This is a genomic window from Rhizobium beringeri (assembly GCF_004306515.1).
GTDB lineage: Bacteria > Pseudomonadota > Alphaproteobacteria > Rhizobiales > Rhizobiaceae > Rhizobium > Rhizobium beringeri.
Genome location: NZ_SILG01000001.1, coordinates 3,234,185 through 3,260,161 on the forward strand (window position 1 = coordinate 3,234,185; position 25,977 = coordinate 3,260,161).

General features: G+C 61.8%; 30 protein-coding genes. 19 read left to right on the plus strand and 11 right to left on the minus strand.

Translation table 11 applies throughout. The features are described from left to right. Nucleotides 1–93: 93 nt before the first annotated feature. From ELH03_RS16290 to ELH03_RS16315, 6 genes are all read right to left on the minus strand, one after another. Nucleotides 94–465, minus strand: a complete 372-nt coding sequence (locus ELH03_RS16290; RefSeq protein ID WP_128400952.1) for a bleomycin resistance protein — start codon at nt 463–465, stop codon at nt 94–96. After that, on the minus strand, nt 462–776 hold the full coding sequence (gene hmuQ / locus ELH03_RS16295; RefSeq protein WP_130766513.1) for a heme-degrading protein HmuQ: 315 nt from the start codon (nt 774–776) through the stop codon (nt 462–464). The genes ELH03_RS16290 and hmuQ overlap by 4 nt, the downstream gene beginning before the upstream one ends. A gap of 9 nt (nt 777–785) precedes the next feature. Continuing rightward, complete coding sequence (locus tag ELH03_RS16300) at nt 786–1,058, minus strand: hypothetical protein (RefSeq protein WP_128400951.1); 273 nt, start codon at nt 1,056–1,058, stop codon at nt 786–788. Then, nucleotides 1,055–1,462: a DUF2325 domain-containing protein gene (locus tag ELH03_RS16305; RefSeq protein WP_128400950.1), complete on the minus strand. Its 408-nt coding sequence runs from the start codon at nt 1,460–1,462 to the stop codon at nt 1,055–1,057. The genes ELH03_RS16300 and ELH03_RS16305 overlap by 4 nt, the downstream gene beginning before the upstream one ends. Nucleotides 1,463–1,570: 108 nt before the next feature. Then, nucleotides 1,571–2,953, minus strand: a complete 1,383-nt coding sequence (locus ELH03_RS16310; RefSeq protein WP_130766514.1) for a TonB family protein — start codon at nt 2,951–2,953, stop codon at nt 1,571–1,573. 56 nt (nt 2,954–3,009) lie between these two features. Next, nucleotides 3,010–3,432, minus strand: coding sequence for a hypothetical protein (locus ELH03_RS16315; RefSeq protein WP_128400948.1), 423 nt, complete (start codon nt 3,430–3,432; stop codon nt 3,010–3,012). Nucleotides 3,433–3,608: 176 nt separating this feature from the next. On the opposite strand from ELH03_RS16315, the gene hemP reads away from it, so the two are divergent. The 7 genes from hemP to ELH03_RS16350 all read left to right on the plus strand — a co-directional run bounded on the left by hemP (nt 3,609) and on the right by ELH03_RS16350 (nt 8,640). Then, a complete protein-coding gene (hemP, locus tag ELH03_RS16320) occupies nt 3,609–3,791 on the plus strand; it encodes a hemin uptake protein HemP (RefSeq protein WP_012758649.1) in 183 nt (60 codons plus the stop codon). An 8-nt stretch (nt 3,792–3,799) separates the two neighbouring features. Next, nucleotides 3,800–4,849: a hemin-degrading factor gene (locus tag ELH03_RS16325; protein WP_128400947.1), complete on the plus strand. Its 1,050-nt coding sequence runs from the start codon at nt 3,800–3,802 to the stop codon at nt 4,847–4,849. Between the two features lie 11 nt (nt 4,850–4,860). Continuing rightward, on the plus strand, nt 4,861–5,790 hold the full coding sequence (locus ELH03_RS16330) for a heme/hemin ABC transporter substrate-binding protein (RefSeq protein ID WP_130766515.1): 930 nt from the start codon (nt 4,861–4,863) through the stop codon (nt 5,788–5,790). A 2-nt stretch (nt 5,791–5,792) separates the two neighbouring features. Continuing rightward, complete coding sequence (locus tag ELH03_RS16335) at nt 5,793–6,905, plus strand: FecCD family ABC transporter permease (RefSeq protein WP_130766516.1); 1,113 nt, start codon at nt 5,793–5,795, stop codon at nt 6,903–6,905. Nucleotides 6,906–6,942: 37 nt separating this feature from the next. Next, nucleotides 6,943–7,737, plus strand: a complete 795-nt coding sequence (locus ELH03_RS16340; RefSeq protein WP_130766720.1) for a heme ABC transporter ATP-binding protein — start codon at nt 6,943–6,945, stop codon at nt 7,735–7,737. A gap of 147 nt (nt 7,738–7,884) precedes the next feature. Continuing rightward, nucleotides 7,885–8,229, plus strand: a complete 345-nt coding sequence (locus ELH03_RS16345) for a DUF883 family protein (RefSeq protein ID WP_128400944.1) — start codon at nt 7,885–7,887, stop codon at nt 8,227–8,229. A gap of 9 nt (nt 8,230–8,238) precedes the next feature. Further along, on the plus strand, nt 8,239–8,640 hold the full coding sequence (locus ELH03_RS16350) for a hypothetical protein (protein WP_128412562.1): 402 nt from the start codon (nt 8,239–8,241) through the stop codon (nt 8,638–8,640). 259 nt (nt 8,641–8,899) lie between these two features. Here the strand turns inward: ELH03_RS16350 and ELH03_RS16355 are convergent, their stop codons facing one another. Together ELH03_RS16355 and ELH03_RS16360 are read right to left on the minus strand one after the other, a co-directional pair. Beyond that, on the minus strand, nt 8,900–9,457 hold the full coding sequence (locus ELH03_RS16355; RefSeq protein WP_003542247.1) for an RNA polymerase sigma factor: 558 nt from the start codon (nt 9,455–9,457) through the stop codon (nt 8,900–8,902). Nucleotides 9,458–9,466: 9 nt separating this feature from the next. Beyond that, a complete protein-coding gene (locus ELH03_RS16360; protein WP_024319398.1) occupies nt 9,467–9,673 on the minus strand; it encodes a NepR family anti-sigma factor in 207 nt (68 codons plus the stop codon). A gap of 203 nt (nt 9,674–9,876) precedes the next feature. Here ELH03_RS16360 and ELH03_RS38505 point away from each other — a divergent pair, with 203 nt between their 5' ends. From ELH03_RS38505 to preA, 5 genes are all read left to right on the plus strand, one after another. Then, nucleotides 9,877–10,011: a hypothetical protein gene (locus ELH03_RS38505; protein ID WP_261319383.1), complete on the plus strand. Its 135-nt coding sequence runs from the start codon at nt 9,877–9,879 to the stop codon at nt 10,009–10,011. A 32-nt stretch (nt 10,012–10,043) separates the two neighbouring features. After that, nucleotides 10,044–10,838 carry a response regulator gene (locus ELH03_RS16365; protein ID WP_128400942.1) on the plus strand — a complete coding sequence of 265 codons (795 nt, stop codon included), beginning with the start codon at nt 10,044–10,046 and terminating at the stop codon, nt 10,836–10,838. A 192-nt stretch (nt 10,839–11,030) separates the two neighbouring features. Then, the gene (locus ELH03_RS16370) at nt 11,031–12,026 is read left to right on the plus strand and encodes a sensor histidine kinase (protein WP_197730009.1); all 996 of its coding nucleotides are present in this window, start codon (nt 11,031–11,033) and stop codon (nt 12,024–12,026) included. A 407-nt stretch (nt 12,027–12,433) separates the two neighbouring features. Continuing rightward, complete coding sequence (locus ELH03_RS16375) at nt 12,434–13,795, plus strand: NAD(P)-dependent oxidoreductase (RefSeq protein WP_128400941.1); 1,362 nt, start codon at nt 12,434–12,436, stop codon at nt 13,793–13,795. A gap of 15 nt (nt 13,796–13,810) precedes the next feature. Beyond that, nucleotides 13,811–15,124 (plus strand): NAD-dependent dihydropyrimidine dehydrogenase subunit PreA, encoded by a 1,314-nt coding sequence (gene preA / locus ELH03_RS16380; RefSeq protein WP_128400940.1) that lies wholly within the window; start codon nt 13,811–13,813, stop codon nt 15,122–15,124. 76 nt (nt 15,125–15,200) lie between these two features. Here the strand turns inward: preA and ftrA are convergent, their stop codons facing one another. Continuing rightward, nucleotides 15,201–16,202 (minus strand): transcriptional regulator FtrA, encoded by a 1,002-nt coding sequence (gene ftrA, locus ELH03_RS16385; protein ID WP_128400939.1) that lies wholly within the window; start codon nt 16,200–16,202, stop codon nt 15,201–15,203. Between the two features lie 67 nt (nt 16,203–16,269). Between ftrA and ELH03_RS16390 the strand changes: the two genes are divergently transcribed. Further along, the gene (locus ELH03_RS16390; RefSeq protein WP_128400938.1) at nt 16,270–16,680 is read left to right on the plus strand and encodes a rhodanese-like domain-containing protein; all 411 of its coding nucleotides are present in this window, start codon (nt 16,270–16,272) and stop codon (nt 16,678–16,680) included. Between the two features lie 82 nt (nt 16,681–16,762). Here ELH03_RS16390 and ELH03_RS16395 read toward each other — a convergent pair whose 3' ends face one another. Then, nucleotides 16,763–17,785: a zinc-dependent alcohol dehydrogenase family protein gene (locus tag ELH03_RS16395; RefSeq protein ID WP_128405540.1), complete on the minus strand. Its 1,023-nt coding sequence runs from the start codon at nt 17,783–17,785 to the stop codon at nt 16,763–16,765. Between the two features lie 102 nt (nt 17,786–17,887). Between ELH03_RS16395 and ELH03_RS16400 the strand changes: the two genes are divergently transcribed. The 3 genes from ELH03_RS16400 (at nt 17,888) to ELH03_RS16410 (ending at nt 22,029) form a co-directional block, all read left to right on the plus strand. Further along, entirely contained in the window at nt 17,888–18,787 is a 900-nt protein-coding gene (locus tag ELH03_RS16400; RefSeq protein ID WP_128405539.1) for a LysR family transcriptional regulator, read from the plus strand. A gap of 141 nt (nt 18,788–18,928) precedes the next feature. Beyond that, a complete protein-coding gene (locus tag ELH03_RS16405; protein WP_128405491.1) occupies nt 18,929–19,465 on the plus strand; it encodes a biliverdin-producing heme oxygenase in 537 nt (178 codons plus the stop codon). Then, on the plus strand, nt 19,462–22,029 hold the full coding sequence (locus tag ELH03_RS16410; protein WP_128405492.1) for an HWE histidine kinase domain-containing protein: 2,568 nt from the start codon (nt 19,462–19,464) through the stop codon (nt 22,027–22,029). Before ELH03_RS16405 ends, ELH03_RS16410 begins: the two co-directional genes overlap by 4 nt. Before the next feature lie 5 nt (nt 22,030–22,034). On the opposite strand, the gene ELH03_RS16415 is transcribed toward ELH03_RS16410, so the two are convergent. After that, nucleotides 22,035–22,712 carry a TetR family transcriptional regulator C-terminal domain-containing protein gene (locus ELH03_RS16415; RefSeq protein WP_128405493.1) on the minus strand — a complete coding sequence of 226 codons (678 nt, stop codon included), beginning with the start codon at nt 22,710–22,712 and terminating at the stop codon, nt 22,035–22,037. A 276-nt stretch (nt 22,713–22,988) separates the two neighbouring features. Between ELH03_RS16415 and ELH03_RS16420 the strand changes: the two genes are divergently transcribed. Genes ELH03_RS16420 through hydA form a run of 3 tightly spaced genes read left to right on the plus strand, consistent with a single transcriptional unit; the run spans nt 22,989 to nt 25,971 of the window. Then, nucleotides 22,989–24,242, plus strand: coding sequence for a Zn-dependent hydrolase (locus ELH03_RS16420; protein WP_128405494.1), 1,254 nt, complete (start codon nt 22,989–22,991; stop codon nt 24,240–24,242). Next, entirely contained in the window at nt 24,239–24,520 is a 282-nt protein-coding gene (locus ELH03_RS16425) for a hypothetical protein (RefSeq protein ID WP_128405495.1), read from the plus strand. Before ELH03_RS16420 ends, ELH03_RS16425 begins: the two co-directional genes overlap by 4 nt. Further along, nucleotides 24,517–25,971 (plus strand): dihydropyrimidinase, encoded by a 1,455-nt coding sequence (gene hydA, locus ELH03_RS16430; protein WP_128405496.1) that lies wholly within the window; start codon nt 24,517–24,519, stop codon nt 25,969–25,971. The genes ELH03_RS16425 and hydA overlap by 4 nt, the downstream gene beginning before the upstream one ends. Nucleotides 25,972–25,977 lie beyond the last annotated feature (6 nt).

A 25,977-nucleotide genomic window follows, 5' to 3' on the forward strand; every position in this document is an offset into this window, starting at 1 on the left:
CATTTCCGTTTTCTCCGAGTCACGGAATTGCTCAATGTTTTGTTTTGCGCAATTCCGGGTGCAAAATCGCTGCGCAGTTTTGCCGGAGTTGCTCTAATTACCCGGCTGCGGCACACGGCCGAAGCGCAGGAGATTGCCGTGCGGATCATGGATGTAGAACTCCTCCATGTTCCATGGTCGCACCTCGATATCGCTCAGGCGCTCGACGCCTCTTTCGCGATATTCCGCATGAAGAGCGCCGATGCCGCCGCCACGGAGATAGACGGAGCTGTTCTGGCAAAGCGTGACATCCTGCGTCCGCCAGAAGTGCAGCTCCATGTCGTCGCGCCGCAGGATGAGATAATCGGCCGCCTGATAGACGATCTCGGCAAAGCCGAGCGCATCGCGGTAGAAGGCAAGCGTCTCATCGATATCGAGCGACGGCAGGACCGGCAGAACCTCGATGCGATCCGGCCCTTCGTTCATATGCTGTCGACGACGTTGAAGCCTTCGAAGACCGGCGGTCCCTTGTAGATCGCCTTATGATCGCCGGCATTGCGGTGCGCTGCGCGAAAACTCTCGGACTTCGTCCAGTTCTGGAAATCCGCTTCGCTTTTCCAGACCGTATGCGAGGAATAGAGCGTATAGCCTTCCTCGTCGTTGACCTTGCCGCGCAGCAGGCGGAATTCGACGAAACCGGGCACCTCGGGCAGGCTTGAATCGCGGTTGCGCCAGACCGCCTCGAAATCACCTTCGCCCCCGGTTGCCACCTTGAAGCGGTTCATTGCGATATACATGAAATCTCCTTACGCCTTCCTTTTGCCCGCCCTTGCCACACGCGAGGGAAAGGCGAGAACATTATCGCCGTTTGCCGCCGCCGGGCCAAGCGGTCTTGTTGCCGCCTCTCCGGGCATGCGCGCTTCCCAGGTCGGAAAGAACATCACATTCTGGTAGATCTGCTGGCGTTCGGCATGCTGCTGGAAAAGCTCGTAGAGTTCGGGCACGAGGCCCTCGCCTGTCTGGGCGGCAAGCTTGTGCAGGCCGATCATGGTGAAGCCGTCGGGGCGCTGGTCGTTCATCGGGAATTGTCTCGTTCGTTCATCGTCTGCAGCGCACGCTCCAGGCTGGACTTGCTGCCGTTGCGAAGCGGGATGAAGGCCTTGCCGAACTTCTTGCAGCCGGTCTTCACGCGCAGGCAGGCATCGTGGCTGATACAGTCGATCGGGCAGAACACGCAGTCGACCGAGGGAAGGACGGTATCGATGCGGGAAACCGCTTCGCGTAAGCCGCCGTCGTGATGAATGAGCTCGGCACCGAAATTGCTGCAGATCTGGCGAAGATGCGCCACCTGGCAGTCGCGGCCGCCGACATAGAGGAAACTGCGGCCATCCAGTTTGGATCGCCCGGAGGATGCCTGACCGGCGCCCTCGCCCGCGCTGTCGCGGACCTCCCGGTTCGAACCCTTCTTGCCCTTGCGAGCCATATACCACCCGTTCGCTCGTTGATCGTCACACGATTCCTGCGTGTGCGGGTGGACCTTATTAAACTTGATTTTTAGAGTAAAGTATAAAGTTGATTATTTTTATCATATTTAATTCCTCCCGATCTCGAAGACCTGCGTGAAGCTCATCGAGATTCCGCCTGGAGGCGGACTGAAGGGCGATGCTCGCCGCACAGCGTCGGCAGCCGCCTGATCGATCTCCGGAACGCCCGAACTTCTGGAGATGACAGCAGAGACAAGATTACCGCTTCCAGCGATGGTCAGCGTCACTCCGGCCGTCCCACTAACATTCTTCGGCTCGCGAAGGGCGCGCCGGATGCGTGCACGAACCTTTCCGCCATAGTTGGCGCGGGCGGCTGTGCCTACCCCGTTATTATTACTGGCGGCTTGCGAATTGCGGTCTGACTGGGCTGACGGATCGCCTTCAGCAACGCCCCGCTGTGAATCCTGCTGCCCTTCGCCCTGCGAACCTGCCGCCTTCCGTGGCGGACGCTTCTTCTCGACCGGTTTCGGCTTTTCCTGCGTCACCTTCGGCTTCGGCGCAGGCGTAACGACCTTCTGAGGCTGCTCCGGCTCCGGCTGAACTTCAGTGGTTTCGACATGCTTCACCTCCTCAGGCGTCTCTGCGACCTCTGGCAGGGTCTCCGTTGGCTGGACCTCCATCGGCTGTACTTCCGATGGCTGAACCACCGCGGTCGGGTGCGTCTCGGATGGCTGCACCTCAGGGGAGACCGTATCAACCGTCACCTGTTGTTCAGGAACGACCGTCGACATCGGCTGCACGACGGACTCCTCCGCGGGCACCTCGGACACCAGGATTTCCGGCTCGGCAGCCGCAGCGGTCTCAGGCGAAACGCGCGTCACTTCCGGTGCCGGCGCCTGCTGAATAGGATCCTGCGTCTCGACGGGCGAGACTTCGGTCGGCTGCACGGCTTCCGGCTGAACTTCCGCCGTTTCTGTCGGCTGGATCGTGTCGGGCTGCACAGGCTCCGGAATGATTTCTTCCTGGACGGTCGTTTCGGTCTCGCCGGCGGCGGTCTGATCAACGTCCGAATTGCCGTACATGACAACGCTCATCGCCTGACCGGCTTCTTCGATCGCCTCCTCCGGCGCCGTTGGAAGGGCAACGATCAGCACGGTCGCCAGCGTCGCATGGAAGATCAGCGAACTAACGCAGGCAAGCGCCACCCGTCGGCGCACCGGCGCCTTCTCGTCCTCCTGCTTTTCCACCGCCGCATCCATCGGCGGTGCAGGAACGGAGGCTATCGGCTCGGCTTCCCGATGATCGGGAAAGGAGGGTATCTGCGCGAAACGCGCATAGTGGACCACGGCCTCGCCAGCCGGCTGTCGCTGCACATTGCGCAGGTCGGAAAGCTCGTGGCCGGGATGCATGTTATTGTCGTTCAGACTGCCGTCAGCGTCCGGCTCCCCGATGAGCACCTGTCTCGATCTGGACTTCGCTGAAATTGCCATTTGTATGCCTCGGACTGCCTGAAACATGTCCGCCGGGAATCATTCCCGGCGTATCCTTAGCCCTCGAAGGGAACGGAAATCTGTGAACGAGTGACGAGACGCTTCATGCATTCGCCCGTCGCCGGGCCGTCGCAGACCGGCGTGTCGTTGATGATGATGCGCGTGACCGTCTCGCACTTCACATTCGGCATATCGAACTGGCGCACACGCTTCTTGCCCTGCGGCAGATCGCGGAAATCGAGCACGGTGATGCGGTCGACGGCATTCTTGTCGTTGAAGAAAGCGAGCTCGAAGGAGATCTTGTTGATCGGCGCCTGAAGATTGTTCTCGGCGACGAAGGTCATCATGCAGCCCTTTTGTGACGGCGCCAAAGCGTTGAGTTCGACATCCAGCTTGGCGGTTGACGCATCCTGCGCCTGGCATACGCTTGAAACCGCCATCACCATGCCGGCTGCAACAGCCGCAAACCTAACCGTCATCATCTTCTCCGCCATTGTCGCGAACCGCCGCCAGGCGGCCTCATATCAGCAATCTCAAAAACTTGACTCTATTAGTCTCCTATTGCGTCTTTAAAAAACTATGAGTAAGAAAGTCAAGATAATTGTCATCACAACCGGGGACCCTGATCACCGGTCTCACGGAATTGCCAACTGAAATGATGGTTGAAAAGCCAGATAACTTTAAGCACGTGCCGCTGCAGAGCGAGCCTGCGGCACAGCACCGGATCGTCGAAAGCGCGGATCTCTTCCGCGGCACGAACGAGATCATGATTAGACATGACGGCTTGGTCTATCGCCTGAAGATCACTCGTCAGGGCAAGCTCATTCTCAATAAGTAGGGTAGGACATGACCGAACAGACAAGACCGGCACCAGCCGAAATCCGTGCGTTTCGCGCCGAGAATCCGAAAATGCGCGAGCGCGATATGGCCGCCCAGCTGAAGATTTCCGAGGCAGCCCTCGTCGCCGCCGAAACCGGCATCAGCGTGACCCGCATCGATGGCAGCGCACTGAAGCTTCTCGAACGCGTGGCCGGCCTCGGCGAAGTGATGGCGCTGTCGCGCAACGAAAGTGCCGTGCACGAGAAGATCGGCGTCTTCGAAAACATCAAGAGCGGTGCCCAGGCCGCGATCGTTCTCGGCGAGAATATCGACCTGCGCATTTTCCCGAGCCGCTGGGAGCATGGTTTCGCCGTATCCAAGAGGGATGGCGATCAGGAGCGCCTCAGCCTGCAATATTTCGACAAGGCCGGCAACGCCTTGCACAAGGTGCACCTGCGCCCGAGCTCGAATGTCGAGGCCTATCACGCGATCGTCGCCGAGCTGAAGCTGGAAGACCAGTCGCAGGAATTTGTCGAGGCTGAAACCTCGAACGCCGCCGATGATTCCGCCGACGTCAGCCGCGACGAACTGCGCGACAACTGGAGCAAGCTCACCGATACGCACCAGTTCTTCGGCATGCTGAAGCGCCTGAAGATCGGCCGCCAGGCGGCCGTGCGCACTGTCGGCGACGACTATGCCTGGAAGCTCGACAACACAGCGACGGCAGAGATGATGCATGCCTCTGTGAAATCTGGCCTGCCGATCATGTGCTTTGTCGCCAATGACGGCATCGTCCAGATCCATTCCGGCCCGATCTTCAACGTGCAGTCGATGGGACCGTGGATCAATATCATGGACCCGACCTTCCACCTGCATCTGCGCCAGGATCACATCGCCGAGACCTGGGCCGTGCGCAAGCCGACCACGGACGGCCACGTCACCTCGCTGGAGGCTTACAATGCCGAAGGCGAGATGATCATCCAGTTCTTCGGCAAGCGGCAGGAAGGTTCCGACGAACGCGCCGCATGGCGCGAGATCATGGAAAACCTGCCGCGGGCGGCAAGCGTGGCCGCATAAGGATCGCAACGATGACGATGCGTAACAATCTGCGCCGGATCCGCCCTTGCAAACTGGCCCTGACGGCGGCCGTCATGGCGCTGCCGTTGATCCCGACGGCGCGCCCAATCGAAGGCTTTGCCTTCGTCCGCGCCGCCCACGCTGACGAAAAGAAGCTCGATACGTCGCGCCTGGTTTCGGTCGGCGGCGACATCACCGAGATCATCTATGCGCTCGGCGAGGAAAGCCGGCTGATTGCCCGCGACACCACGAGCATCTATCCGGAGGCGGCGCTGAAGCTGCCCAACGTCGGTTACATGCGGGCTCTCTCGCCGGAAGGCATCCTCGCCATGAACCCGACGGCGATCATCGCCGTCGAAGGTTCAGGCCCGCAGGAGGCGCTGACCGTGCTGAAGAATGCCAGCGTACCCTTCGAGACCGTGCCGAGCGCCTTTACCCGCGACGGCATCATCGCCAAGATCGACCGTGTCGGCACGCTGCTTGGCGTGCCTGACAAGGCGAAGGCGCTTGAAGAAAAGGTCGCAGCCGATCTCGACGCGGCAATCACCGATGCCGAAAAGCACCCGGAGGCCGAGCGCAAGCGCGTTCTCTTCATCCTCAGCGCCCAGAACGGCCGGATCATGGCATCGGGCACCGGCACGGCCGCCGATGGCATCGTCAAGCTCGCCGGCGCCATCAACGCCGTCGGCGCATTCCCGGGCTACAAACCGCTGACGGACGAGGCGATCATCGAAGCCAAGCCCGACATCATCCTGATGATGAACCGCGGCGACGGCGCCGGCACCAAGAACGAGGACCTGCTGGCTCAGCCGGCGATCGCGCTGACGCCGGCAGGCGAGAAAAAGGCGATCATCCGAATGGACGGCGTCTACCTGCTCGGCTTCGGCCCGCGCACCGCTGCCGCCGCGCGTGAGCTCAACACGGCGATCTACGGAGGCTGATCATGGCCCTGCCGCAAGCCATGACGGAACGAAGGCGACCATTCCCGATGGCGGACATTCGCGAAACCAGGCAGGCGGGCGACAGGACGCGGCTCGCCTTGCTGGCGATCGCGCTGCTCGTCGTCGGCTCGGTCTTCTCGATGCTGTTTTCGGTGACGACAGGCGCCTCGGATGCCTCGATCCTCGACGTCATCAGCAACATGGCCGGCTCTGAGACGGCGCTGAGCACGCGTGACCGGATCATCATCTTCGATATCCGCCTGCCCAGGGCGATCCTCGGCTTCCTGATCGGCGCCTCGCTGGCCGTCTCCGGCACGGTGATGCAGGGCCTGTTCCGCAATCCGCTGGCCGATCCCGGCCTCGTCGGCGTTTCCTCCGGTGCAAGCCTCGGCGCGGTCGCGATGATCGTGCTCGGCAGCGGCCTTGCAGCTCCGCTCCAGGCGCTTCTCGGCATCTACGCTCTGCCGGCGGCCGCTTTCGGCGGCGGCCTCGTCACGACGCTGCTGCTCTACAGGATCGCCACCCGTCATGGCCAGACCTCGGTGGCGACGATGCTGCTTGCCGGCATCGCGCTCGGTGCGCTCGCCCTCGCCATAACTGGCTTGCTGATCTACATGGCCAACGACCAGCAGCTGCGCGACCTGACCTTCTGGAGCATGGGCTCGCTTGCCGGCGCCACATGGACGAAGATCGCCGCCGCCAGCCCGATCATCCTGTTGTCCTTCACCGCCCTGCCCTTCATGGCCCGCGGCCTCAATGCCATCACGCTCGGCGAAGCGGCCGCCTTTCATATGGGCGTGCCGGTGCAGCGGCTGAAGAATGTCGTGATCGTCGGCGTCGCCGCGGCGACCGGCGCGTCCGTCGCCGTCAGCGGCGGCATCGGTTTCGTCGGGATCGTCGTGCCGCATATCCTGCGTATGGCGATCGGTCCCGACCATCGTTTCCTGCTGCCGGCCGCAGCTCTGCTCGGCGGCTCTCTGCTGATCTTCGCGGATGTCCTGGCGCGCACCCTGGTCGCCCCGGCCGAGCTGCCGATCGGCATCATCACCGCAGCGGTCGGCGGCCCGTTCTTCCTGTGGATCCTGCTGAGACAGCGTTCGCGCCTTGCCCTGTGAGTGACCCCTGTGAGTGACCCCCGTGAGTGACATTGCGATGATCGAAGTTTCCGGCGTCTCCGTGCGCCTTTCCGGCAAGACCATCATCAGCGACGTCGCCTTCACGGCAAAGGCCGGCGAGCTGACGGCGATTGCCGGGCCGAACGGCTCGGGCAAGACGACGACGATGAAAGCCATCTCCGGCGAACTTGCCTATGGCGGCTCGGTGCGCATCGGCGGTGAAGAGGTGAAGGGGCTGAAACCCTGGCAGCTTGCCGCCGTTCGTGGTGTGCTGCCGCAGGCAAGCACCATCTCCTTTCCCTTTACCGTACGCGAGATCGTCCGTATGGGCCTGACGACAGGCCTCAACCTGCATCCTGACAAGGCCGAGCAGACGGCCGCCGCAGCACTTGCCTCCGTCGACTTGACCGGCTTCGAAGGCCGTTTCTATCAGGAACTCTCCGGCGGCGAGCAGCAGCGTGTGCAGCTTGCCCGCGTGCTCTGCCAGATCGCCGAGCCCGTCGTCGACGGCAAGCCCTGCTGGCTGCTGCTCGACGAACCGGTCTCGAGCCTCGACATCAGCCACCAGCTGACCATCATGACGCTCGCCCGCAATTTCTGCGAACGCGGCGGCGGTGTCATCGCCGTCATGCACGATCTCAACCTGACGGCGCTCTTTGCCGACCGCGTCGTGCTGATGAAATCCGGCCGGCTCGCGGCCGCCGGCAGCATCGGTGAAGTGCTGACGGACGAAACGATGCTCTCGGTGTTCGGTTGCGCGCTGCGCATCAACCAGGTGCCGGCCGACGGCACGCCCTTCGTGCTCGCCCACAGCGCCGTTTCCCGCCCCTGAGCACTGCTCCGGCGGAACTTTTGATCGCCCGGCACGTTTTCGGCATGATCTGGGTCAATGCCGGGCGATATCATTCATGCAACGGACGGTGGTGACCCTCGTGCGAAACAGGCGGGCTTGCGCGCGCCCCAGCCAATGGAGACAGCCATGAGCTATTCTATCTTCCAGTCCGGCCGCAGCCGCCGCAACGGCACCTTCCACAATCTGGAATCCGGCATCGAGGAGCAGATCGAGGCGCTGCGCGACGAACTCGCGGAACTGACGCGCCTCGTCGGCAAGAGCTCGCGCCACCAGGGTGAGAAAATCCGCAGCCAGGCCGGCGCCGGTTATGAGGAACTGCTTGGCCGCAGCGAGGATCTGCTGCGCGAATTGCAGCACGGCTATGAACGCGGCGCGACGGAAATGCGCGAGACGGTGCGCAAGCATCCGCTGGCAACCATCGGCGCCGCAGCCGCTTTCGGCCTTGCCATCGCCTTCTTCGCCCGGCGCTGAGGAAGCGCGATGCTCTTCCCGATCCTCAGCCTGCTGACGGGCGCAAGCGTGCACCGGACCGTTGCACGAGCCAAGCGCAGTGGCATCTTCATTGCGCTTGCCGTGCTCTTCCTCCTCACCGCCTACGCGCTGGCTGTTACCGCCGGCGCCATCTGGCTCGCCGGCATCTACGGCCCGGTCGGCGCTGCCCTCTTCCTGGCCGCCTGCGCGCTGCTGATCGCCATCATCGCACTGGTGGCGATGTCGATCATCAACGCCCGGGAAGCGCGCCGGGCCCGTGAACGACGCGCGGCGCTGGAATCATTGGCAACGGTCGGGCTCGGCCTTATCCGCGCCCAGCCGCTCCTGACCGCCGGTGTTCTGGCGGCAATCGTCGCAGCCAATCTGGTGGGATCGAAACGCGAGGATTGATGATTGGGGCATGCGGCAAGCGGCTGCCCCTCACCCTAACCCTCTCCCCGTAAAAAAACGGGGAGAGGGGACGTGCCCTGCGAGAGCGAGGTGGGAACGGTGAGGGTGCGACATGTCCCTTCGCCCCGCTTGCGGGGAGAAGGTGGCGGCAGCCGGATGAGGGGCGAATACATACAATCATATCAATGGTATAACCGACAACGCAAAAAAAACCGGCGCCCCGAGGGGCGACCGGCTTTCCTCCCAGATATAACTCTTGTCAGAACGCGAAGGCCTTTGACGTCAGCGGCGCCGAGGTGGCGTCGGGGCCGAAATCAGCCTCGCCTGATATCTGCAGCAACTCCTGCAGCCGCTGGCGGGCCCGGTTGACGCGGCTCTTGATGGTGCCCACGGCACAGCCGCAGATTTCGGCCGCCTCCTCGTAGGAGAAACCCGAGGCGCCGACGAGGATGATCGCCTCGCGTTGATCCGGCGGCAGCTGGTCGAGCGCCTTCTTGAAGTCCTGCAGATCGAGCGCGCCATATTGCGAGGGGTGCATCGCCATCGATTCGGTGAACAGCCCGTCGCTGTCCTGCACTTCGCGGCCGCTCTTGCGCATCTGGCTGTAGAGTTCGTTGCGCAGGATCGTAAAGAGCCAGGCCTTCATATTGGTGCCCATCTCGAAATGATCCTGTTTGGCCCAGGCTTTCATGATGGTGTCCTGGACGAGATCGTCGGCACGGTCGTGCCGCCCGATGAGCGAGATCGCGAAGGCGCGAAGACTTGGGAGTGCCGCCAGCAGTTCCCGCTTGAAGCTGGGTTGCGATTTGTCTTCCATGCGGCGATCCTATTCGGCCATCTTGGCAGAAGCCATCATTTCAGCATGGTCGAGCTTTTCGAGAAGGTCGAGAAAACGATCGGGGATCGCCTCATCCTGTGCAGCCGCATAAAGCGACCGCAGCCTGACGCCGATCTGATTGTTCGGGTCCAGGATGTCGCTTGCCCGCAGCTCCAGCTTTCGCTGATCGGCTGCTTCTTTCTTGCGTGTAGTCATCAATTCGTCTTCTCGCCGGTTGTCTGTTCCAGAGCATGATGCCGAAAAGTGTGAGCGGTTTTCGGACGACATCATGCTCTAACTTTTTAATTTAGAACAGGATTCAGATTTTAGGCCGGCCCGGCCTAAAATCATCCTGTTCTAGGGGGCGTGGATGGGATCAATCACGATTTCAATCATCGACATCGAACGTTCGATTGTCGATGTCGCTGGTATTTGCCGCTGCATGGGTCAAAACGCTACGCCCTTTCTTCGTCGGCTGGAATAATGCGGCGCGACGAAAAAAGTTCCTGCCGATCCGGAACTTTTTTATCAAGGCGGCGTTAACCGCTCATTGAAGCCAATGCCGGCCTGTATGCAGGAGCCATGAATGACACTTTCTACTCGGATTGCGCCGCACCTTCCTTATCTGCGCCGCTATTCCCGCGCCCTTACCGGCACTCAGACTTCGGGCGACGCCTATGTCGCCGCCGTTCTCGAAGCCATCATCGCCGATCTGTCGATTTTCCCGGATACGGCGAATGACCGGGCCGCACTCTACAAACTGTTCACGCAACTGTTTGGTTCCACCGCAGTCCAGATTCCAGAACCGACCTCGCCCTATGCCTGGGAGCAACGCGCCACGCTGAACCTTTCCAAGGTTTCGCCGCGCGCCCGTCAGGCCTTCCTGCTCGCCTCCGTAGAGAATTTCCGCGTCGCTGAAATCGCCGAAATCCTGGAAACCGAGGAACAGGATGTCATGCATCTGCTCGACGTGGCGTCGCAGGAGATTTCCCGTCAGGTCGCAACCGATATCATGATCATCGAGGACGAACCGCTGATCGCCATGGATATCGAGCAGATGGTCGAGAGCCTCGGCCATCGCGTCACCGGCATTGCCCGTACGCATGCCGAGGCCGTGGCGCTCTACAATAAGACCAAGCCGAGCATGGTGCTGGCCGACATCCAGCTTGCCGACGGCAGCTCCGGTATCGACGCAGTCAACGACATCCTCAAGACGTCGAGCGTGCCGGTGATCTTCATCACCGCTTTCCCGGAACGGCTTCTGACCGGCGAGCGCCCGGAACCGACTTTCCTTGTGACCAAGCCCTTCAATCCCGACATGGTCAAGGCACTGATCAGCCAGGCTCTTTTCTTCAATGAATCGACCAGAGTAGCCGCCTGAGACGCAATTTTCCGGCCTTCGGAACCAAATCGCCAAAGCAGGCGTTCCGGTGCTACCGGGACGCTCCGGTAGCTTTAACGGTTTTTGCAGCGCTTTGTTCTAAAGTTGGCAGGCGGTGTCTGTAAGGGCGCTCCCTTCAGCGACGTTCAAGATGTCACAAGGAAAGGCGGCCGCGTGAATACGACTGAACCATTGTCCGGCATGCCTTTCACCTTCGAAGGCAAAGCCGCAATGATGGAACGCGCGCTCGGCAGCGCCGGGATTTCGATCCTCTGCCAGGACGCCCGACTGTCGATCTTCTACGCCGAAAATCTGCCACCGCATTTCGCAGCGCTCTTTATGCCCGGCGGCAGCGACGCCGCCCTTTTCGGCGACGCCCATGGGCGATATCTGACAGCGCTGAAACACAAGGTGCTGGAAACCGGCATCCCTAACAATGCCGAGGTCGAGATCGACGTTGACGGCGAAAGGCGCACTTATGAACTGAAGATCCAGCGCACCGGCGAACGCGGCGCACATGGACTTCTGTCCGTCATGACTGAAGTCACCGAAAGCCGGCATCGCGAAAAAGTTCTGAAATCGCTGCTGCGCGAACTCTCTCACCGCTCGAAGAACCTTCTCGCCATCATCCAGGGCATTGCCACGCAGACGGCGCGCAATACGCTCTCTCTCGACAGCTTCCTCCTCAAGTTCCGCGGACGGCTGCAATCGCTTTCCAATTCGCAGGACCTGATCACGGATTCGAGCTGGCGCGGCGCCTACCTCTTCGAACTCGCCGAAAAGCAGTTCGCCCCCTATTGGCCGGAGACGGCCGGCTCCATGCCGATCTATGGCATCAACGCTCACCTGACACCGAATGCCGCCGTGCACCTCGGGCTCGCCCTCCACGAACTCATCGTCAACTCCGCCTCCTTTGGCGCGATATCAGGCGGCGCCGCCTCCATCACGCTGAATTGCCGCGAAGCCATGATCAACGACAGGAAGGCGATCGAGGTCGCCTGGGCGGAAGTTCTGCATGATCAGTCGGAAGTCCACGAATTCAGCGACAACAGCTTCGGCCGCACCGTGCTGGAGCGTGTCGTGCCTTCGTCGGTCAACGGCAGGGCGGAGTTGAACCTCGTTCCCGGCCGCATTGAATATCGTCTGACCATTCCGGAAACAGAATTCGAGATCTTCAAGCGGGTGTGAAAGCCCTGGAGACTGCCGAGTACGAAAAACAGCCGGTGCGAGGGCGGCGCACCGGCTGTCTTCACTCACCGGGAGGGGACCGTGAGTACGTCCGGATAGTGGGTTGGGGGCGCGCATGTTGGGTCGATGCGATCACCATCCGGATATCGCAATAACGACGACATCAAACTTTGGTTCCCTGCCATCCGAAAAAAATTCGACTTTTTTGAATCTTTTTTCGGATGCCCTTCCCTCGTCCCGTGCTCAGCTATTTCATCGATGCGGGCCGAATAAATTCTTCCAGCAAAAACAGCGGATTACTGGTGTGACAGCAAGCGAAAATCTTCAAAATTTTACCGTTTGATAAATTTTTAAACCTGAGTTACGCTTTCCCTCACAGGCCGTTTACCAATAATGAGGGAACTTCAATGGAACGACTGGAAACTGGGATTCATGCCGGCCGGCTTTCGCCCGCCGAGTATGAGGCTAATTTTTCCGATCTGCATCCGCGCCTCGACAATCACGAGGCGCTGGTCGCTGCCGACCGCTGTTATTTCTGTTATGACGCGCCGTGCATGACGGCCTGTCCCACCTCGATCGACATTCCGCTGTTCATCCGCCAGATTTCGACCGGCAATCCGATCGGCTCGGCAAAGACGATCTTCGACCAGAACATCCTCGGCGGCATGTGCGCCCGCGTCTGTCCCACCGAAGAACTCTGTGAACAGGCCTGTGTGCGCAACACGGCGGAAGAGCGGCCCGTCGAGATCGGTCGCTTGCAGCGTTATGCGACCGATGCCGCCATGCAGGCCGGCAAGCAGTTCTATTCCCGGGCCGAACCGACCGGAAAGACGATTGCCGTTGTCGGCGCAGGCCCAGCCGGCCTTGCCGCTGCCCATCGCCTGGCCGTGAAAGGCCATTTCGTGACTATCTATGATGCCAGGGAAAAGTCCGGTGGCCTCAACGAATACGGCATCGCCACCTACAAGACGGTCGACGATTTCGCCCAGAAGGAAGTCGACTACGTCCTCTCCATCGGCGGCATCGAGGTCCGGCATGGACAGCTTCTCGGCCGCGATTTCTCGCTTTCCGATCTGCAGGCCCAATATGACGGCGTCTTCCTCGGTATCGGCCTTGCCGGCGTCAACGCGCTGCGCATCGAGGGCGAGAACCTCGCAGGCGTCGACGACGCCGTCGATTTCATCGCGGCACTCCGCCAGGCCGAAGACAAGAGCGAAATCGCCGTCGGCCGCCGCGTCGTCGTCCTTGGCGGTGGCATGACGGCGATCGACGCTGCCGTGCAGGCAAAGCTGCTCGGCGCCGAGGAGGTGACGATCTGTTACCGCCGTGGCAAGGAGCACATGAATGCCTCCGAATTCGAGCAGGATCTGGCAAGCTCCAAGGGCGTCATCATCCGCCACTGGCTGGCGCCGAAATCGATCCTGTCGCAGGACGGCAAAGTCGCCGCCATCGAGGTAGAATATACGAGGATTCTCGAAGGCCGCCTGGTCGGCACCGGCGAAACCGGTGTCATTGCCGCCGACCAGATCTTCAAGGCGATCGGTCAGACCTTTGACGCCTCTGGTCTCGGTTCGTTGCGCATGGAATCTGGCCGTATCGCCGTCGATGGTGAAGGCCATACCTCGCTCGACGGTGTCTGGGCCGGTGGCGACTGCGTCTTCGGCGGTGACGATCTCACGGTTTCCGCCGTCGCCCACGGTCGCGATGCGGCTGAATCCATCCATCGCACCCTGTCCGCAGCAGCCGCTCCGGCTGTTGCGGTCGCTTGAAGGGGAGAATGAACAATGGCTGATCTCCGCAATAATTTCGTCGGCATCAAATCCCCGAACCCGTTCTGGCTGGCGTCTGCGCCGCCGACCGACAAGGCCTACAACGTCGAGCGCGCCTTCAAGGCCGGCTGGGGCGGCGTGGTCTGGAAGACGCTGGGCGAGGAAGGCCCGCCCGTCGTCAACGTCAATGGCCCGCGCTACGGCGCGATCTGGGGCGCCGACCGCCGCCTGCTCGGTCTGAACAACATCGAACTCATCACCGACCGCGACCTCTACACCAACCTGCGCGAAATGAAGCAGGTGAAGATGAATTGGCCGGACCGGGCACTGATCGCCTCGATCATGGTACCCTGCGAAGAGCAAGCCTGGAAGGCGATCCTGCCGCTGGTCGAAGAGACCGGCGCCGACGGCATCGAGCTCAATTTCGGCTGTCCGCATGGCATGTCGGAGCGCGGCATGGGTTCGGCGGTCGGCCAGGTGCCGGAATATATCGAAATGGTCGTGCGCTGGTGCAAGCAGTACACCCGCATGCCTGTTATCACCAAGCTGACGCCCAACATCACCGATGTCCGCCGCCCCGCCCGCGCCGCCAAGGCCGGCGGCACCGATGCCGTCTCGCTGATCAACACGATCAATTCGATCGTCTCCGTCGATCTCGACAACTTCGCCCCCAACCCGACGGTGGGCGGCAAGGGCAGCCATGGCGGTTATTGCGGCCCGGCAGTGAAGCCGATCGCGCTCAACATGGTGGCCGAGATCGCCCGTGATCCCGAAACCTACGGTCTGCCGATCTCCGGCATCGGCGGCATCACCACCTGGCGGGACGCGGCCGAATTCCTCGTGCTCGGCGCCGGCAACGTCCAGGTCTGCACGGCGGCGATGACCTACGGCTTCAAGATTGTCGAGGAGATGATCACTGGCCTCTCCGACTGGATGGACGAAAAAGGCCACCGCAGCCTCGACGACATTACCGGCCGCGCCGTGCCCAACGTCACCGACTGGCAATATCTGAACCTCAACTACATCGCCAAGGCGAAGATCGACCAGGACGCCTGCATCAAATGCGGCCGCTGCTACATCGCCTGCGAGGATACTTCGCACCAGGCAATCACCAACTTCGTCGACGGCGCTCGCCATTTCGAGGTGATGGACGAGGAATGCGTCGGCTGCAATCTCTGCGTCAGCGTCTGTCCGGTCGAGAACTGCATCACCATGGAGCAGCTTCCCGCCGGCACTCTCGACAAGCGCACCGGCCGCGTCGTCGACCCCAACTACGCCAACTGGACGACGCACCCGAACAACCCGATGGCGCGCCAGGCGGCGGAGTAAGGATCTGCAACGCCGCGGAGAAGATCGATCCGCGGCGTTGCAATCTTGCCGGCAACGTTCAAAGCACCAGGCCAGTCTACCCGCCGAATGACTTTCGGTAGGCATTGGGGCTCGTCCCCAGTCGCCTGCGGAAATGATGCCGCATGGTCGCCAGTGTTCCAAACCCGCTGGCGGCGGCGATGTCATCGAGCGAAACAGCAAGTTCCTTCTCCAGCAGATCGCGGGCATGCCGCAGCCTCTCTTTCAGCAGCCATTCGCCGACGCTGAGGCCCGTCGTCGCTTCGAAGCGCCGCTGGAAGGTGCGCATGCTCATGCCCGCTCTTTTCGCAAGCAGGCTGATCGGCTGGTCCTCGGAAAGGCTTTCGCGCATCCATTCGATCAGCGGCCCCAAGCGGATGCCCTCGCGTTCCTCGGGAACCGGCGCGTGAATGAACTGCGCCTGTCCGCCTTCGCGGTGCGGCGGCACGACGAGGCGTCTTGCCACGCTGTTTGCAGCTTCCGAACCGAAATCGCCGCGCACCACATGCAGGCAAAGATCGATGCCGGCCGCACTGCCCGCCGCCGTCAGCAGGCTGCCTTCGTCCATGTAGAGAACGTCGGCATCGAGCGTGATGTCGGGATAACGTGCGGCGATCGAGGCGACATAGCGCCAATGTGTCGTCGCCCTGCGGTTGGCAAGCAGCCCCGATCCGGCAAGAACGGCAACGCCGGAGCAGAGCGACATGATGCGCGCGCCGCGCTGATGCGCTGCCTTGAGTGCTACGGCGAGCGGTGCCGGCACCGGCGCATCGATTGCCCGCCAGCCGGGCACGACGATCAGGTCCGCCTCATCAAGCACCTCCAGCCCCTTGTCGACCGCAACCGTCAGCCCTCCCGCAGCGCGAAGCGGTCCTGGTTCGATCCCGCAGACCGAGAAGCGATACCAATCCTCACCCATCTCCGGGCGTGGCAGGCCGAAGACCTCGTAGGCGATGCCGAACTCGAAGGTGCAGAGCCCGTCATAGGCAAGCGCTGCGACCAGCGGTCCTTTCGTCTGCTGCGGCGATGAGTTTGGCATGATCTTTACGCTGTCAGTCATGATGGCCAATTTCGCAAAGCTGTAGCATCGGCGATACCAGGCGGCAACTTCAGAAAAAGGAAGCCCGATGCCAAGCCCCGTTTCCCAAATACCTACTGCAGCTCCGGATGCCGCTGTCACCCACTTTGCCGCCAAACTCGCTGTCGAAACCGATTGCTCGGACGTGCATGCCGCCTTTGCGGCCGGTCAAGTCGATTTCGTTCTCCTCGACGTGCGCTCGCCGCAGCTCTTCGCAGAATCCCACATTCCCGGAGCCATCAACCTGCCGCACGGCAAGATGACGGCGCACCGAATGTCGGCATGGGCAAGCGATACATTGTTCGTCGTCTATTGCGCCGGCCCGCATTGCAACGGCGCCGACAAGGCTGCCTTCCGCCTCGCCAATCTCGGTCTGTCGGTGAAACTGGTGATCGGCGGCATGACCGGCTGGGCCGATGAAGGCTTCGCCTTCGAAAAGGGCGTTCCCACTGCGGCCTGATCAGCCTCCCTTCTCCGCCTACAGCGCCGCGCGTCCTCTCAGACGCGCGGCGCTGTAGGCGGGGTAGGGAAAATCGCGACCGTCAGAACTCGACGACCACCTTGCCGAAAGGCCCGCGATAGAGATGATCGAGCGCCTCAGGGAATTCGTCGAAGGCGTAACGCTTGTCGATCACGGGCTTCAGCCCGGTCTGGTCGATTGCCCGCATGAAATCTTCAAGCGCACGGCGATGGCCGACGGAAATGCCCTGCACAACAGGCGCCTTGAGCAGCAACGGGCCGGCCGGGCCCGAAACCTCGAACCCCTCGAACACGCCGATGACGGAAATGCGGCCATTGATCGCCACCGCCTTCAGCGCCTGGCCGAGATGCGGGCCACCGACGATCTCAAGCACGTGATCGGCGCCATAGCCGCCGGTCAACTGATAGAGTTGCTCAACCCAGTCGCCCTCATGACGGTTGATCGCGTGATCGGCGCCCAGCGCAACGGCGCGCTCGAGTTTCTCGGCACTGCCTGATGTGATGAAGACCTCCGCGCCATGCGCCTTGGCGATCTGCAGACCGAAGAGCGCCACACCGCCGGTGCCTTGCACCAGAACCTTGTCGCCGGCCTTCAGGCCGCCGCGTTCGATCAGTGCGAACCAGGCAGTCAGTCCGGCGCAGGGCAAGGTGCTCGCCTGCGCCGCGTCGAGCGTGTCAGGCGCACGTGAATACCACTCCTCCGACAGCACGGTATATTGCGAGAGGACGCCGGGATAGAAGCCGCCGCGTGTCTTGTAAGGTGGGGTGCGCGCATCGCCCAATCCACGTCCGTCGATCCAGTCGGGTGAAAAGGTCGAGATGACCCGATCGCCCGGCTTGAAACGGCTGACCTCGGGTCCGACCGCCTCGACGACCCCTGCCATGTCGGAAGCTGGTACGAAGGGAAATTGCAGCGGCAACCCCATGCCGCTCTCCATCACCAGCCGGTCGCGGAAATTGAGCGAGACGGCTTCCGTCCGGACCAGAATCCTGTTTCCGGAAACCGGTTCGAGCCTCCGCTCGCCGATCGTCAGCTGGCGCTCCGGTCCAACCGCGTCGATCTGCCATTGCCGTGTTGTCTGCATTGTCTTGCTCCTTGTCCATTGCAGGGAGCCGAAACCATATCGTTGAATATTTTGCACCAGTTGCGATATTAATTCTCCAGAATGGTTCCAAAGAGGAAACAAATGGAACGGCTGAAGGGTATCTCGATCTTTGTCGAAGCCGTCGAGGCAGGTGGCTTTTCGGCTGCTGCCGAGCGGCTCCATCTCACCCGTTCGGCGGTCGGCAAGACCATCGCACGGCTGGAACAGCGTCTCGGCGTGCGGCTTTTCAACCGTACGACGCGCATGCAGAGCCTTACCGAGGAAGGCCGCTTCTTCTACGAGCGCTGCCTGCGGGCGGTTGAGGAAATCCGTCTCGGGGAAGCCATGTTGGAATCCGGCCGGCGTGACGTGCGCGGCCGATTGCGCATCTCGATGCCCGTGCTTTTCGGCCGCCACTGCATCGCGCCGATCCTCGCACGCCTGCTCGATGAACATCCGAACCTCGAACTCGACCTTTCCTTCAACGACCGTATCGTCGACCTGCTCGAGGACGGGTTCGATCTTGTCATCCGCAACGGGCCGCTGAAGGACAATCCGGATCTGATGGCCCGGGCGATCGCCCGCCAGCGCATGACCGTCTGCGCGTCGCCCGCCTATCTGGAAAAACATGGCGCGCCGCAGACAGTCTTCGATATTCCCCAGCATGAAGGCATCGTCTACAGACGGGGCGATGATGACAAGGGTTGGATCTTTCCGACTGCAGCCGATCCCGGGCGGCGGCTGGCGCCAAAGGCGCGATTGCGGCTCGACGACCTCGCTTCGATTTCCGATGCGGCCGTCGCCGGGCGCGGTCTTGCCTGGCTGCCCTGCTGGCTGGTCCGCGAGGAAGTGCTGGCAGGCCGGCTCATCCAGGTGTTGAAGCACGAACCGGCCAATGTCTTCGATGCCCATGCCGTTTGGCTGCGCTCCCCGGTCATGCTGCCGAAGGTGCGGCTCGCGATCGATACGCTCGCCGCGGGACTGCCGGCAATGATGGGCTGAAGCGCTCGCCGCGCGTCTGCGAGCGACGAGAAACCCATGTTATTCCTAGGCGTTTCTCTGGAAATAACGCGATGCCGCAGTATATCCGCTAGTTCGTCGTCCCTTTTGGGCGGCCGCCATATCACTCGGAAAAACCTCAGCATGTCACTTCGCAGCGCCCTCCGCGCACAAACTGCAGATTGCCACGCCGCGGTCGACACCCTCTTCGGCAGTTTCAACCTCTCACGCATCCAGGATTATAAGGCTTTCCTGCGCGCGCATGCGCGGGTCGTACCGGCCATCGAATATGCACTTGAGAATGGAGGAATCGGCCGTCTGCTGCCAGACTGGCCGGAACGAAGGCGCGCGCACCTGCTGGCTGCCGACATAGGGGAACTCGATGATCGATTGCCCGTACCGCTTCCGCAACCGGCATTGCGCTGCGAAGCAGCGGTCTGGGGCGCCGCCTATGTCCTTGAAGGCTCCAAGCTCGGCGGCGCGCTGCTCGCCAAGACCGTGCCTGACGACTTGCCCAGCAGCTATCTGAGCCCGCAAGGCCCGAAGGGCGCCATACGGCTTTTCATGGATCGTCTTGACGCGAGCAAGGTGGACGATCCCGGTGCGGCTGTCACCGCAGCCCGCGATGTCTTCGATCTCTTCCTCCAAGCGGGGCAAGTCGAACTGGAAGCCGTCCCATGAGCGGCACGCACGAACCCGTCGATCTCACCAATTGCGACCGTGAGCCGATCCACCAGCTCGGCTCGGTCCAGCCCTTCGGCTTTCTGTTGGCGGTATCCTCAGACTGGATTGTCATGCGCGCCTCCGCAAATCTGGCGGAGTTTCTTGGAGTGACAGAGGCCAACGCGATCGGCCGCCCCGTTCTCTCTCTAATCACCCCCGAAGCACTCCACACAATCCGCAACAAGCTCACCACGTTGCGCGGTTCGGACGTCGTCGAGCGCATTTTCGGCATTGCTCTGACGTCCGATCAAAACAGGTTCGACCTTGCCGTGCACCTGAACGAAGGTCAGGTCATCATCGAAGGCGAGCGCTGCCAGGAAGACAGGCGCGACACCGCTTCGCTCTCGATGCGCAGCATGATGTCCCGCCTCGATCACACGGAAACAATGGAGGCCTTCTTCCGCGAGGGGGCAAGACAGGCGCGCGCCCTCACCGGCTTCGATCGGGTCATGGTCTATCGTTTCGATGAAAGCGGTTCCGGCGAAGTCGTGGCGGAAGCCGCCCGGGCCGGCATCGGCTCCTTCCTCGGGCTGCACTATCCGGCTTCCGATATTCCGGTACAGGCGCGCGCCCTCTATCTGCGCAACCTGTTCCGTATCATTGCTGATGTCGATGCCGTCCCGGTGCCGATCCTCCCGCCGCTCGACGAGCACGGTCAGCCGCTTGACCTCTCCATGTCGGTATTGCGTTCAGTCTCGCCGATCCATATCGAATATCTGAAAAACATGGGCGTTGGCGCCTCGCTTTCCATATCGATCGTCGTCGACGGCAAGCTCTGGGGCCTGTTTGCCTGCCATCACTACGGCCCGCGTCTGCCTTCGGCCCAAAGCCGCTCCACCGCCGAACTCTTCGGCCAGATGTTTGCTTCCCGCCTCGAAAGCCGCGAACGGCGACAGGCTCTCGACTACGAGACCAAGGCGCGCCGCATCGCCGACCGGCTTCTCACCTCCGTTGCAGACAATGCCAGCCTGCTCGACGATCCGGCCTGGCTGATCGAGGCGCTCGCCGACGCCATTCCCGCCGACGGCATCGGTGTCTGGATCAACGGCCGGCCGGCACTTGCCGGCATCGGACCGGATGAGAGAAGTTTCGCAGCTCTCGTCCGCCATCTCAACCGCAACGCCGCCGGTCGCATCTATGCCGTGGACAGGCTCGCAGAAACCTATCCGGATCTTGAGGTCGACGATGCGGTGGCAGGCATGCTCGCCATCCCGATCTCGCGTTCGCCGCGCGATTATGTCGTGCTTTTCCGTCAGGAATTGGTGCGCACTGTTCGCTGGGGCGGCGACCCGCACAAGCCGGTGGAATACGGCCCGAATGGCCCGCGGCTGACGCCGCGCAAGAGTTTCGAAGCCTGGTCGGAACTGGTGCGTGGCCGCTCCCTCCCCTTCACCGAGGCCGAGCGCCGTGTCGCCGAAACCATCCGCGTCACATTGATCGAGGTGGTGTTGCGTCTCACCGACGAGGTCAGCATGGCGCGCCAGACGGCAAACGAGCGCCAGGAGCTGCTGATCGCCGAGCTGAACCACCGCGTCCGCAACATATTGAGCCTCATCACCGGTATCATCCGGCAGTCCCAGGCAACGTCGGTCGGTCTTGGCGACTACATCCGCCAGCTCGAGGGCCGCATCCAGTCACTCGCCCGCGCCCATGACCAGATCACCCGCGATCACTGGGCGCCCGCTTCGCTCCGGCAATTGCTGCTGGCAGAGACCGCCGCCTATCTTGGGAAAAATGCGCAACGCATCCAGATGAGCGGCGAGGACGTGCTGCTGGAACCGCAGGCTTTTTCCACCGCCGCCCTTGTCTTCCATGAGCTGATGACCAACAGCGCCAAATATGGCAGCCTTTCCGGCACCGGCAGCGGCACGGTCCAACTCGGCTGGCACCCCGACGACGAGGGCAATCTGCACATTGGCTGGCGCGAAAAGGATGGTCCGCCCGTCGTCGAACCCAAACGCCATGGCTTCGGTTCGACCATCATCCGCCGCTCGATCCCCTATGACCTCGGCGGTAAGGCGGAGGTCCGCTACCTCAGGGATGGGCTCGAGGCCGATTTCTGCATTCCGGCGCGACATGTCGTCAGCCCGACGAGCGAACGGTCAAATCCGCCTGCGGTGGGGGCGACCGGACGCAAGATGATTCCCGACGATCAGCCGCTCTCCGGCCTCAACGTGCTGTTGGTGGAAAACAATTTGATCATAGCCATGGATGGCGAGGACATCCTGCGCCGCCTGGGCGCCGACGTCGCAACGGCACCAAGTGTCACTGAGGCGATAGAAATTCTGGCCGGCCAGTCCTTCGATCTGGCGCTTCTCGATGTCAATCTTGGCGAGGAGACGAGTTTCGGGATTGCCGACCGGCTGGCAGCTGATGGCGTGCCCTTCGTTTTTGCCACGGGCTATGGGGAAGGCATCGCCCAGGCAAACAGCCACTCGGACGCGCCCGTGCTGCAGAAGCCTTATACGATGGAAGGCGTGACGGATATTCTTGCCCGGGTGCCGCTTTCGAGGAGAGGGTAAAACCCTCACTCCCCAAGAGGATCCGGTCGTAGCCCGCCGATGAAGAGCTGTTCCAGAAACCGCGCCGCATCCTCGAAGCGCCCCTCGCCCGAATGTTCCTGCCCCAGCACGGCACGCACCTGGACGTCGAAATCGGCGTAATGCTGTGTCGTCGACCAGATGGAGAAGATCAGATGGTAGGGATCGCATTTGACGATCTTGCCGGCTTTTGCCCAGGCGCGGATGACCTCCGCCTTCTCGTCGACCAGTTCCTTCAGCGGCCCCTTCAACTCGTCCTCTATATGCGGCGCACCCTGCAGCACCTCGTTGGCGAAGAGCCGGCTCTCGCGGGGGAAATCACGGGCCATCTCCAGCTTTCGGCGGATGTAACTGCGGATTTCCGTCTCCGGATTGCCTTCGGCGTCGAAAGCCCGTAACGGCTCCAGCCAGGTGTAGAGCACCCGGTCGATCAGCGCCCGGTGCATGGCTTCCTTGGTGCGGAAATAATAGAGCAGATTGGGTTTCGACATGCCGGCCACTTCGGCAATCTGGTCGATGGTCGAGCCGCGAAAGCCGCTTGCCGAAAACACATCGAGCGCAGCTTCCAGGATCTGCTCTTCCTTCTCTTCCTGGATTCGCGTCCGCCTCAGGGTTTTCGCTGCTCTCGGTATGGTCACAGGCTGTCGTTTCCCCTTGAAATTCAACTTCTTCGCTCAAGTTTGGGTTGGGGACGACCCTCGCCGCTTCCTTGAGCAACTGCCCGCATTTTTATCGGCGATTTTCGTGATTTTCGTCTTGAGCCCGGCGGTGGAAGTTGTAATGTTTACCAATCGGTCAAATTATCCGTCAGATGTAAAACAAAGGCAACTGGCGATTTTCCGGCGCTCGACAAAACCAATAAGGGGGCGCAGGAAAGGACCACGGGAACAGGCGGGCATGCCTCTTTGCATGACTGCCGCAAACAGGTGAGGGCGTAAAGAATGGTGGCAGCACCAGGCGAGAACATGCGCGTCAATGGCGACCGTCTCTGGGACAGTCTCATGGACATGGCGAAGATCGGCCCCGGCATAGCAGGCGGCAACAATCGCCAGACGCTGACGGATGCCGATGCGCAGGGCCGCAGCCTTTTCAAAAAATGGTGTGACGATGCCGGTTTGACCATGGGTGTCGACCGGATGGGCACGATGTTCGCCACCCGCCCCGGCACCGATCCGGATGCCTTGCCCGTCTATGTCGGCTCGCATCTCGACACCCAGCCGACCGGCGGCAAATATGACGGTGTGCTCGGCGTACTTGCGGCCCTCGAAGTCGTGCGCACCATGAACGATCTCGGCATCAAGACCAAACATCCGATCGTCGTTACCAATTGGACGAATGAGGAAGGCGCGCGTTTTGCCCCTGCCATGCTGGCATCAGGCGTCTTCGCCGGGGTGCACAGCCTGGAGTTTGCCTATAATCGCAGGGACCCCGAGGGCAATCTGTTCGGCGACGAATTGAAGCGCATCGGCTGGGTCGGCGACGAACAGGTCGGCGCTCGCAAGATGCACGCCTATTTCGAATATCACATCGAGCAGGGGCCGATTCTCGAAGCCGAGGAAAAGCAGATCGGCGTCGTCACCCATTGCCAGGGCCTCTGGTGGCTGGAATTCACGCTGACCGGCAAGGAAGCCCACACCGGCTCGACGCCGATGAACCTGCGCGTCAATGCCGGCCTGGCCATGGCCCGCATCCTGGAGATGGTCCAGGGCGTGGCGATGGGCGAACAGCCGGGCGCCGTCGGCGGCGTCGGCCAGGTGTTTTTCTCGCCGAACTCCCGCAACGTGCTGCCGGGCAAGGTGGTCTTCACCGTCGACATCCGCTCGCCCGACAAGGAGAAGCTCGACCGCATGCGGGCAAAGATCGAGGCGAAGGCGCCGGAGATCACCGATGCACTCGGCGTCGGCTGTTCCATCGAAGCGATCGGCCACTTCGAGCCGATCACCTTCGATCCGAAACTGGTCACGTCGGTGCGCGAAGCCGCCGAGCGGCTCGGGTACAGCCACATGAACATCATCTCCGGCGCCGGCCACGACGCCTGCTGGGCCGCCAAGGTCGCACCTGCAACGATGGTCATGTGCCCCTGCGTCGGCGGGCTCTCGCACAACGAGGCTGAGGAAATCTCCAAGGAATGGGCGATGGCGGGAGCCGATGTGCTGTTCCATGCGGTGGTCGAGACGGCGGAGATCGTTACGTGACAACCGATCCGGACGCAGATCTGGACAGCATGAGCCACACCGACCTGTTGTCGGCGGCACGCGCCATGCGCCAGGCAATCCGCATCCATCGAGATACATCGGGACACGAACTCTGTTGGCATCATCCCGATCTGTGGGCGCTCCTGCCTGATACGCAGATTGGTGGTCAGATCGTGCCCGATTGGCCTCAGTTCATGCGCGGTTGCATCCGCTACCGCCAGTCATTGGATAAACAGCTTGCGCAGGCACCGCGCAGCGACAGGGAGTTCGGAGAATGACCACAGTCATCAAAAACGGCACCATCGTCACCGCCGATCTGACCTATAAGGCTGACGTGAAAATCGACGGCGGCAAGATCATCGAGATCGGGCAGAACCTCTCGGGCGACGAGACGCTGGATGCCACCGGCTGTTATATCATGCCGGGCGGCATCGATCCGCACACCCACCTCGAAATGCCCTTCATGGGCACCTATTCCTCCGACGATTTCGAGAGCGGCACCCGTGCCGCCCTTTCCGGCGGCACGACGATGGTGGTCGATTTCGCCCTGCCTGCCCCCGGCCAGTCGCTGCTCGAGGCGCTGACCATGTGGGACAACAAATCGACCCGCGCCAATTGCGATTATTCCTTCCACATGGCGGTCACCTGGTGGAGCGAGCAGGTCTTCAAGGAGATGGAGACCATCGTCCGCGACAAGGGAATCAACACCTTCAAGCACTTCATGGCCTATAAGGGCGCGCTGATGGTGGACGATGACGAGATGTTCGCCTCCTTCCAGCGCTGCGCCGAACTCGGCGCCCTGCCGCTGGTGCACGCCGAAAACGGCGACGTCGTCGCCTCGATGTCGGCAAAGCTGCTCGCCGAAGGCAATAACGGCCCCGAGGCGCATGCCTATTCCCGCCCGGCCGAAGTCGAGGGCGAGGCCACCAACCGCGCCATCATGATCGCCGACATGGCCGGCTGCCCGGTCTATATCGTCCACACCTCCTGCGAACAGGCGCACGAGGCGATCCGCCGCGCCCGTGCCAAAGGCATGCGCGTCTATGGCGAACCGCTGATCCAGCACCTGACGCTCGACGAGAGCGAATATTCCAATCCCGACTGGGATCATGCGGCCCGCCGGGTGATGTCGCCGCCCTTCCGCAACAAGCAGCATCAGGACTCGCTTTGGGCAGGCCTTGCCTCCGGCTCGCTGCAGGTCGTCGCTACCGACCATTGCGCCTTCACCACGGCGCAGAAGCGCTTCGGCGTCGGCGACTTCACCAAGATCCCGAACGGCACCGGCGGCCTCGAAGACCGCATGCCGATGCTCTGGACGCATGGCGTCAACACCGGCCGGCTGACGATGAACGAATTCGTCGCCGTCACCTCGACCAACATCGCCAAGATCCTCAACATCTATCCGAAGAAGGGCGCGATCCTTGTCGGCGCCGATGCCGACATCGTCGTCTGGGACCCGCAGCGTTCCAAGACCATTTCGTCCAAAGCCCAGCAGTCGGCGATCGACTACAACGTCTTCGAAGGCAAGGAAGTGATCGGCCTGCCCCGCTACACACTGACACGCGGCGTCGTCGCGATCGAGGAAAACACCATCAAGACCCGCGAGGGCCACGGCGAATTCGTCAGGCGCGAACCTGTCACGGCTGTCAGCAAGGCGCTTTCCCAGTGGAAGGACATCACCGCGCCGCGCAAGGTGACACGTAGCGGCATTCCGGCAAGCGGCGTATGACGATGG